The following is a 7,949-nucleotide window of genomic DNA, read 5'->3' as shown; positions in this document are numbered from 1 at the left end:
ACAGGCTCCTTGGGCGACACCTCCACACTCGCTGACCCCTCCGTCGTCGATGACCTCATCGAAAACCGCATGAATAAGGGGTGATCCCTATAAAAATTAGGAAAGGGGCGGTCCTCGGGCCGCCCCTTTTTGTGTCTGATTTGGTGTTCTTTGTTCGCATTATCTCACTTTGCCAAACACAGGTTTCAGGTATGATTTCCCAGTGGGGGCTCCGAAAGAAACGGAGCATGAAATGCTTTTAATCCAACCGACAATACCGAATATGGCATCGAAAAATCTGACCCGAACCGACCTATCGATCAAAGCTCATGAAAGGGCCGCCGCTTTAATTGACACCCCTGCCGCAATTGTACCTGCAAACCCTGACGACACGGCCATCACGCCCGCTGCACCACCGTCGGCGGTTCAGATGCAGATCAAGGCGCTTATTACAGAACAGACGCAATCGCCTGAGGCCATTAGCGAGGAAACAGACCAAACCTGAAAAGTGCTTGCTCTTGGCCCTGTTCTCGCGCCCGGGAACAGGATATTGATCATAGCTGCCCCTTGCTCCTGATACGTAATCGGTGCAAGGAAAGGCATTCCATGCGGGTGGTGCCCGTAGGTAAAGTGAGCTTCCGATCCAATCACAGACGGAGCCAAGCGAAGAGCAAAAAGCGGGCGAGGGACAGCATGACCAATACCAACCATGAAGCTGACGTGGCTTTTATCGAAGCACTGGCAAAGCTGTTGCGCGAAAATGATCTCACCGAATTGCAGGTCAAACGCGAATATGGTGAGGATGACAGCCTGAATGTTCGGGTCAGCCGCGCAAGCCAAGCGGCACCTGTCATGCATGCCGCGGCCCCCGCACCGATGGCAGCGCCCTCTGCCGCAGCACCTGCCACACCGGCGGCCGCAGCAACACCCGAAGATCCGGCATCCCATCCCGGTGCAGTCACGTCGCCGATGGTTGGCACCGTCTATATGCAGGCCGAACCCGGCTCACCGTCATTCATATCAGTTGGCCAACAGATCAACGAAGGCGATACACTTTTGATCGTCGAAGCAATGAAGACAATGAACCACATTCCGGCCCCACGCGGCGGTACGGTGAAACGCATTCTTGTCGAAGACGGAGCCCCCGTCGAATACGGCGCGCCTCTCGTGATCCTCGAATAAACGGGGTCTGGCATGTTTGACAAAATCCTGATTGCCAATCGCGGCGAAATTGCTCTTCGCGTCATCCGCGCCTGTCGTGAAATGGGTGTGGCAAGTGTGGCGGTGCATTCAACGGCGGATTCGGACGCAATGCATGTGCGCATGGCCGATGAGGCGATCTGCATCGGACCGCCCTCTTCCACCGACAGCTACCTGTCGATCCCCGCGATCATCTCGGCCTGTGAAGTGACAGGCGCGCAAGCAATTCATCCTGGCTATGGGTTCTTGTCCGAAAACGCACGCTTTGTGCAGATCGTCGAAGACCACGGCCTGACATTCATCGGCCCAACCGCAGAACATATCCGCGTCATGGGTGACAAGATCACCGCAAAAGACACGATCAAGGCCCTCGGTGTTCCTTGCGTTCCTGGATCAGAAGGTGGCGTTGCAGATTTGGCCGAGGCCAAGGCAGTCGGCGAAGAGATCGGCTACCCCGTTATCGTGAAAGCGACCGCTGGCGGCGGGGGACGCGGCATGAAAGTGGCGCAAACCGCCGCAGATATGGAACGCGCGTTTCAGACTGCCCGGTCCGAGGCGAAAGCCGCATTCGGGAATGACGAGGTCTACATCGAAAAATATCTGACCACACCCCGTCATATCGAGGTGCAGGTCTTTGGCGACGGCAAAGGCAAAGCTGTCCATTTGGGCGAACGCGATTGCTCTTTGCAGCGACGCCATCAAAAAGTGCTCGAAGAGGCCCCAGGCCCCTGCATCACCGCCGAAGAACGCGCCAGGATCGGCAAGATCTGCGCCGATGCGGTGTCAAAGATCGACTATGCTGGCGCGGGGACAATCGAGTTTTTGTACGAAAACGGAGAGTTCTATTTCATCGAGATGAACACCCGTTTGCAGGTCGAACACCCCGTGACCGAAGCGATCTTCGGGGTCGATCTGGTGCGCGAACAAATTCGCGTGGCATCCGGCCTACCCCTCTCGTTCGCGCAAGACGAGCTTGTCATCAACGGTCACGCAATCGAAGCGCGGATCAACGCGGAAAAGCTACCAAACTTTGCGCCTTCGCCTGGTCGGATCACCCAATATCATGTGCCTGGCGGTCTGGGTGTGCGCATGGACAGCGCGCTTTATGATGGCTACACGATCCCGCCTTATTACGACAGCTTGATTGGTAAACTGATCGTTCATGGCCGCGACCGCGATGAGGCGTTGGCCCGTATGTCGCGTGCTTTGGGCGAATTGATTGTCGATGGTGTGGACAGCACCGTTCCTCTGTTCCGTGATTTGCTTGAAGATGCGGACGTACGCAGCGGTTCATACAACATTCACTGGCTCGAGCACTGGCTGGAGCGGACCTATGCGGCGTCTTGAGCTCAGCCTGCAACCCAACCCGAGCTAACGCACACGCCATTGATGCTTCATGACCGTTTCGCCTGATCTCTTGCTTCAAGCCTATCGTGCCGGGGTGTTTCCCATGGCCGAGCATCGCGACGATCCAGAAATGTTCTGGGTCGATCCGCGAAAACGTGGCGTGTTTCCGTTGGACGGGTTTCACATTTCCCGCAGTTTGGCCAAGACGCTACGCAGAGATGCATACCGGATTACCCTGAACAGCGCGTTTGCAGATGTGATCGACGCGTGTGCTGATCGCAGTGAAACCTGGATCAATCAGGAAATCCGCGATCTGTACCAAGAGCTACACAAACAAGGGCATGCGCATTCGCTTGAAGTGTGGATGGATGGTCGATTGGTCGGAGGTGTTTACGGAGTCACAGTGGGTGGCGCATTTTGCGGGGAAAGCATGTTTTCGCGCGAACGCGAAGCGTCCAAAATCGCGCTTGCATGGTTGGTTGATCTGTTGAGCCGGACTGGATTTGTGGTGTTTGACACACAATTTCTGACGCATCATCTTGCCTCACTCGGCGCGATTGAGATCACGCGGGCCGAATACAGGGCAAATTTGGCGCAAGCGCTGCAGGTTCAGGCAGATATCACCTGCGCGCCTTTGGCGGCTTCAGGTCAGGATGTGGTGCAGCGCAACACCCAAACGTCGTAACGCTGATGGTCCATTGGATTCAGCGCTGGTGATGATGCGATCATCCAGCCTTGATAGACCGGTGCATCTTTGCCGACCTCGGTAATGGTAAGCGACGCATAGGCTTCACCAGCGGCATTGCCATCCGGGTAGCGGCATTCATTGGCTGTAATCGTGATCCGCCCGACAGATGCAGATTGCAGCGCCCCGATCTCCAAGTCCTGCACTTTGCCCGTGAGCTTGTCCAAGGCACGCACAGACACACCCGTGCCATTTGACGTGGCAAGCTGCGCTGTACTGACGGAGGCCAGAACCAGAGCTGTCAAAATGGCCATCAGACGCGCCATGAGAAATCCGCCTTTGATCCCCGTACCGTCAGGTTATTCAGGGCTCCACGCCTCGTAATCTTGGCGCGCTTTAGGTTCGGGACGTCGAATTGACCCGGCCGGCGCATAGGCCAATGCCGTACCTGTCAGGTTTTCCTGATGTGGTTTGACCCAGGTTTTCGTGGGCAACGGGCGGTCGGTCGGCGTTTCCTTGAACGTGTGGTGCAACCAGCCATGCCAGTCGGGATCAACACGGCTTGCCTCGGCTTCGCCGTTAAAGATCACCCAGCGGCGTTTGCCATCGCTCGACTGGTAAAAAATGTTCCCTTGGGTGTCTTCACCCACTTTTTCGCCTTTGCGCCACGTATAGAATTGGGTGCCAAGCGTCTGTCCGTTCCACCAGGTGACAGCGCGAAGAAGGGTATTCAGAATGCCCATGGACGACTCCTCGGGGTTGATTCAGCGCTGTTATAGAGCGCTTTGCAGGCCAAGGTCCAGCGCAGCTATGACGCAGCCGTGGCCAGAGCGGTGACTTCGATTTCAATCCTGAATTTCGGGTCGATCAGACCACATTCGATCATCGTCGCCGCAGGCGGGTTTTCGCCAAACGTACCAGCCAGAATGTCATGGCAGGCTTCGAATTCGTGTCGGTCAGGCAGATAGTACGTCACGCGGACAACCTTGGCCATGTTTGAACCGGCCTTGGCCAGCGCATCAGCAATGATATCCAACGCGCTTTGGCATTGCTCCGCCACTGTATCACCCTGCCCAACCGTTCCGGCCACATGGACAAAGTCACCGGCAACAACGGCGCGGCAATATCCGATCTTGGCCTCAAACGCACCGCCGGATGAAATTCGTGTGATCGTCATGTTTCATGTCCCCAAAAAAAAGGTGGGCAAAGTGCCCACCTTTTTAACTTACAACCGTCTGAACGATTACCCGGCTTCTGCGGGTTCTTTCTTTTGGTCAGCATAGATCATCAGCGGCTTCGCCTCAGAGTTCACAGCCTCTTCATTGACGACCACTTCAACCACCTCGTCCATTCCCGGCAATTCGAACATCGTGTCGAGCAGGATGTCCTCGAGTATCGACCGAAGGCCACGAGCACCGGTCTTGCGTTCGATTGCCCGCTTGGCGATGGCGCTGAGCGCGTCATCGGTAAAGCTCAGGATCGTATCTTCCAGTTCGAACAAGCGTTGGTATTGCTTGACCAGCGCGTTTTTCGGCTGTGTCAGGATGATGACCAATGCGTCTTCGTCCAGATCTTCAAGCGTTGCGATCACCGGCAAACGACCAACGAATTCGGGGATCAGACCAAATTTGAGCAGGTCTTCCGGTTCGAGATCTTTGAAGGTTTCCCCAATCCCCGCTTCGCTGTCGTCGCGCACATCAGCGCCAAAGCCCATGGCAGACCCTTTGCCACGCTGTTTGATGATCCGGTCAAGACCTGCAAACGCGCCACCACAGATGAACAGGATGTTGGTTGTGTCCACTTGCAGGAATTCCTGCTGCGGATGCTTGCGCCCCCCTTGCGGCGGGACAGAGGCAACCGTGCCTTCCATGAGCTTGAGCAGCGCCTGCTGCACACCTTCGCCCGACACGTCACGAGTGATCGACGGATTTTCTGACTTGCGGGTGATCTTATCGACCTCGTCGATATAGACGATGCCGCGCTGTGCGCGTTCGACATTGTATTCAGACGCCTGCAAGAGCTTGAGGATGATGTTCTCGACATCTTCACCCACATAGCCTGCTTCGGTCAGCGTGGTCGCATCGGCCATCGTGAAAGGCACATCCAGAATGCGCGCCAATGTCTGCGCCAAAAGCGTCTTACCGCAACCAGTCGGACCAATCAGCAAGATGTTCGATTTGGCCAGCTCGATGTCAGACGACTTCTGGGAATGGTTCAGCCGTTTATAGTGGTTGTGCACAGCCACCGACAAAACGCGCTTTGCCACGGCTTGGCCGATCACGTAGTCGTCCAAAACATCACAGATCTCGCGCGGTGTCGGAACGCCGTCCGTCGCCTTCAGGCCACCGCCCTTGGTTTCTTCACGGATGATATCCATGCACAGCTCGACGCATTCGTCGCAAATAAAGACGGTCGGCCCTGCGATCAGCTTTCGCACTTCATGTTGGCTTTTGCCGCAAAAGCTACAGTAAAGTGTGTTCTTGCTGTCGCCGCCAGAATTCGTCGCCATGTCTTTACCTTTCCTGACTCACCTTAAGATTATGCAAAAATTCACAAATAATCTTAAACGTGTGTCATATTTTCTTCCCAGAACCTTAGGACAGCAAAACTTGGGCCACAACGTCAAAAACACATTCGAGACGTCGTGACCCAATCACGAATTATTCTTCTTCAGACCCTTTGGCGCGGCTTTCCACGATCTCGTCTATGAGACCCCAGTCTTTCGCTTCTTCGGGGGACATAAAGTTGTCCCGTTCAAGGGCCGCTTCCACTTTTTTCAACGTCTGTCCGGTGTGTTTGACGTAAATTTCGTTCAACCGCGTCTTGAGCTTTTGAGTCTCTTGCGCGTGGATCATGATATCTGTGGCCTGGCCCTGATAGCCACCAGAGGGTTGGTGCACCATGACCCGGCTGTTTGGCAGAGAAAAGCGCATTCCTGCCTCACCCGCTGTCAGCAACAGTGATCCCATTGACGCCGCCTGTCCAATCACCAACGTGCTAACCTTGGGTTTGATATACTGCATCGTATCATAGATCGACAGACCACTGGTCACGACACCACCTGGGCTGTTGATGTACATGCTGATTTCCTTCGACGGGTTCTCCGCCTCCAGATGCAAAAGCTGTGCCACAATCAGCGAAGACATGCCGTCATGCACCGGGCCGCTCAGAAAAATGATCCGTTCCTTGAGCAGGCGCGAGAAAATGTCGTAAGCGCGTTCGCCACGGCTGGTCTGCTCAACCACCATGGGAACCAGCGTATTCATGTATGTTTCGTATGGATCTTTCATCTGTGCCTGCCTGGATGATGCGCCCGCCGGACGGGGGGCTTGGTTGCGAGTTGTCTCAAGACTAGTGTCCGGTTCTGGGGGCTGCAAGGGGCAGCGGTTCAACGACTGGCCTTGACCGCGCGACGCGCGACGTTAGCTCGCGCCTCATGTCAGACATGTTCCCCCCAACCCGTACCGCCGCTTTGGAAAAACTCTCCGCGTTCGTGCCCAAAGCCAGTCGCGACTATGCCGCCCAGCGAAACTATGATCGCGGGTCGGGCCAACATGACAATGTCTCGACCCTGTCGCCCTACATCCGGCACCGGCTGCTCACAGAACCCGAGGTGCTCGAAGCCGTATTGGGCCGCTATTCCGCAAGCAGCGCTGAGAAATTCGTTCAAGAAGTCTTTTGGCGCACCTATTGGAAAGGCTGGCTCGAAATGCGACCCGCTGTCTGGGGTGGCTATCAGCAAGGGTTATCCGGGGCGTGGGATCAGGTCCAAACCCAATCCGGCCTGTGCGCCGAGTGGGAAGCCGCGTGTCGCGGCGAAACCGAAATCGACTGCTTCAACCATTGGGCGCACGAATTGGTGACCACCGGCTATCTGCACAACCATGCGCGGATGTGGTTCGCATCCATCTGGATATTTACCCTGCGCTTGCCATGGGAACTGGGCGCAGATTTCTTCATGCGTCATCTTTATGACGGCGACCCCGCATCAAACACGCTCAGCTGGCGTTGGGTGGCGGGGCTGCAGACCCAAGGGAAGAACTACGCGGCACGCGCCTCGAATATCTCGAAATACACCGATGGGCGGTTCTCGCCCCTATATCAACTGACCTCGAACCCAGAGCCACTGGAAGGCCCCCCGCACCCACCGCGCATGGACACCCCCATTGGCAACCGATTGGACCCGAAGAAACCATCAGTGTTACTGCTGCACGAAGACGATCTCAGCCCTGGGTGGTTGTTCGATTTGGGCTTAAAACCCTTGGCCACAGCCTCGCTTGACGCAACCAATCAGATGAGCCCACTGCAAATCGCGCCACAGGTCAAATCCTTCAAAGCTGACATAATGGCGGACTGCACCACGCGCTGGTCGGCATCACTCGGCCCCCTCACAACAGACCTGACCACGGCACAGCAGATCGAAAACTGGGCGCGCGCCGCAGGAGCCGAGCAGATCGTCACGCCCTACGCCCCTGTTGGCTCCGCAGCCACAATCCTGAACGATATTCGCGCCCTGCCGGTGATCCGTCCACTGCGCGAATTTGACAGACGGGCATGGCCGCATGCGACTGCCGGTTTCTTCAAATTCAAAAAGAAGATCCCGGAACTGATTGGCGCGATGAAGGGCCTGCAGGCTGTCTGATCTTCTTTTTTTCAAATATTCAGGGGGGTTGGGGGGCTGCCCCCCAACCCGTCGGATTGCCAGGGGAATCGCGTTTGGAACTGAGGTCGTGATTGA

The 7,949-nt window shown here is 56.0% G+C and carries 10 protein-coding genes; 5 read left to right on the top strand and 5 right to left on the bottom strand.

The window, feature by feature from the left end; all coding sequences use genetic code 11:
• The first annotated feature begins 262 nt into the window (after nucleotides 1-262).
• The 4 genes from ACTG4M_RS16515 (at nucleotide 263) to aat (ending at nucleotide 3,211) form a co-directional block, all read left to right on the top strand.
• Nucleotides 263-484 (top strand): hypothetical protein, encoded by a 222-nt coding sequence (locus ACTG4M_RS16515; RefSeq protein WP_439124765.1) that lies wholly within the window; start codon nucleotides 263-265, stop codon nucleotides 482-484.
• Between the two features lie 188 nt (nucleotides 485-672).
• Complete coding sequence (gene accB / locus ACTG4M_RS16510) at nucleotides 673-1,161, top strand: acetyl-CoA carboxylase biotin carboxyl carrier protein (protein ID WP_439124764.1); 489 nt, start codon at nucleotides 673-675, stop codon at nucleotides 1,159-1,161.
• A gap of 12 nt (nucleotides 1,162-1,173) precedes the next feature.
• On the top strand, nucleotides 1,174-2,526 hold the full coding sequence (gene accC, locus ACTG4M_RS16505; RefSeq protein WP_439124763.1) for an acetyl-CoA carboxylase biotin carboxylase subunit: 1,353 nt from the start codon (nucleotides 1,174-1,176) through the stop codon (nucleotides 2,524-2,526).
• A 49-nt stretch (nucleotides 2,527-2,575) separates the two neighbouring features.
• A complete protein-coding gene (aat, locus tag ACTG4M_RS16500; protein WP_439124762.1) occupies nucleotides 2,576-3,211 on the top strand; it encodes a leucyl/phenylalanyl-tRNA--protein transferase in 636 nt (211 codons plus the stop codon).
• Here the strand turns inward: aat and ACTG4M_RS16495 are convergent.
• From ACTG4M_RS16495 to ACTG4M_RS16475, 5 genes are all read right to left on the bottom strand, one after another.
• Nucleotides 3,175-3,525: a DUF2155 domain-containing protein gene (locus tag ACTG4M_RS16495; protein ID WP_439124761.1), complete on the bottom strand. Its 351-nt coding sequence runs from the start codon at nucleotides 3,523-3,525 to the stop codon at nucleotides 3,175-3,177. The genes aat and ACTG4M_RS16495 overlap by 37 nt on opposite strands.
• Nucleotides 3,526-3,570: 45 nt before the next feature.
• Complete coding sequence (locus ACTG4M_RS16490; protein ID WP_439124760.1) at nucleotides 3,571-3,954, bottom strand: NADH:ubiquinone oxidoreductase subunit NDUFA12; 384 nt, start codon at nucleotides 3,952-3,954, stop codon at nucleotides 3,571-3,573.
• Between the two features lie 65 nt (nucleotides 3,955-4,019).
• A complete protein-coding gene (locus tag ACTG4M_RS16485) occupies nucleotides 4,020-4,388 on the bottom strand; it encodes a Rid family hydrolase (RefSeq protein ID WP_439124759.1) in 369 nt (122 codons plus the stop codon).
• 66 nt (nucleotides 4,389-4,454) lie between these two features.
• Nucleotides 4,455-5,720: an ATP-dependent Clp protease ATP-binding subunit ClpX gene (gene clpX, locus ACTG4M_RS16480; protein ID WP_439124758.1), complete on the bottom strand. Its 1,266-nt coding sequence runs from the start codon at nucleotides 5,718-5,720 to the stop codon at nucleotides 4,455-4,457.
• A 151-nt stretch (nucleotides 5,721-5,871) separates the two neighbouring features.
• The gene (locus tag ACTG4M_RS16475) at nucleotides 5,872-6,501 is read right to left on the bottom strand and encodes an ATP-dependent Clp protease proteolytic subunit (protein ID WP_439124757.1); all 630 of its coding nucleotides are present in this window, start codon (nucleotides 6,499-6,501) and stop codon (nucleotides 5,872-5,874) included.
• A 146-nt stretch (nucleotides 6,502-6,647) separates the two neighbouring features.
• Between ACTG4M_RS16475 and ACTG4M_RS16470 the strand changes: the two genes are divergently transcribed.
• Nucleotides 6,648-7,853 carry an FAD-binding domain-containing protein gene (locus ACTG4M_RS16470; RefSeq protein WP_439124756.1) on the top strand — a complete coding sequence of 402 codons (1,206 nt, stop codon included), beginning with the start codon at nucleotides 6,648-6,650 and terminating at the stop codon, nucleotides 7,851-7,853.
• Nucleotides 7,854-7,949: the final 96 nt, after the last annotated feature.

Origin of the sequence: Marivita sp. (assembly GCF_965656765.1) — a bacterium.
Taxonomy (GTDB): domain Bacteria; phylum Pseudomonadota; class Alphaproteobacteria; order Rhodobacterales; family Rhodobacteraceae; genus Marivita.
Note: the sequence above shows the minus strand (reverse complement) of the source record. Positions and strands in the feature narration are given on the sequence as shown.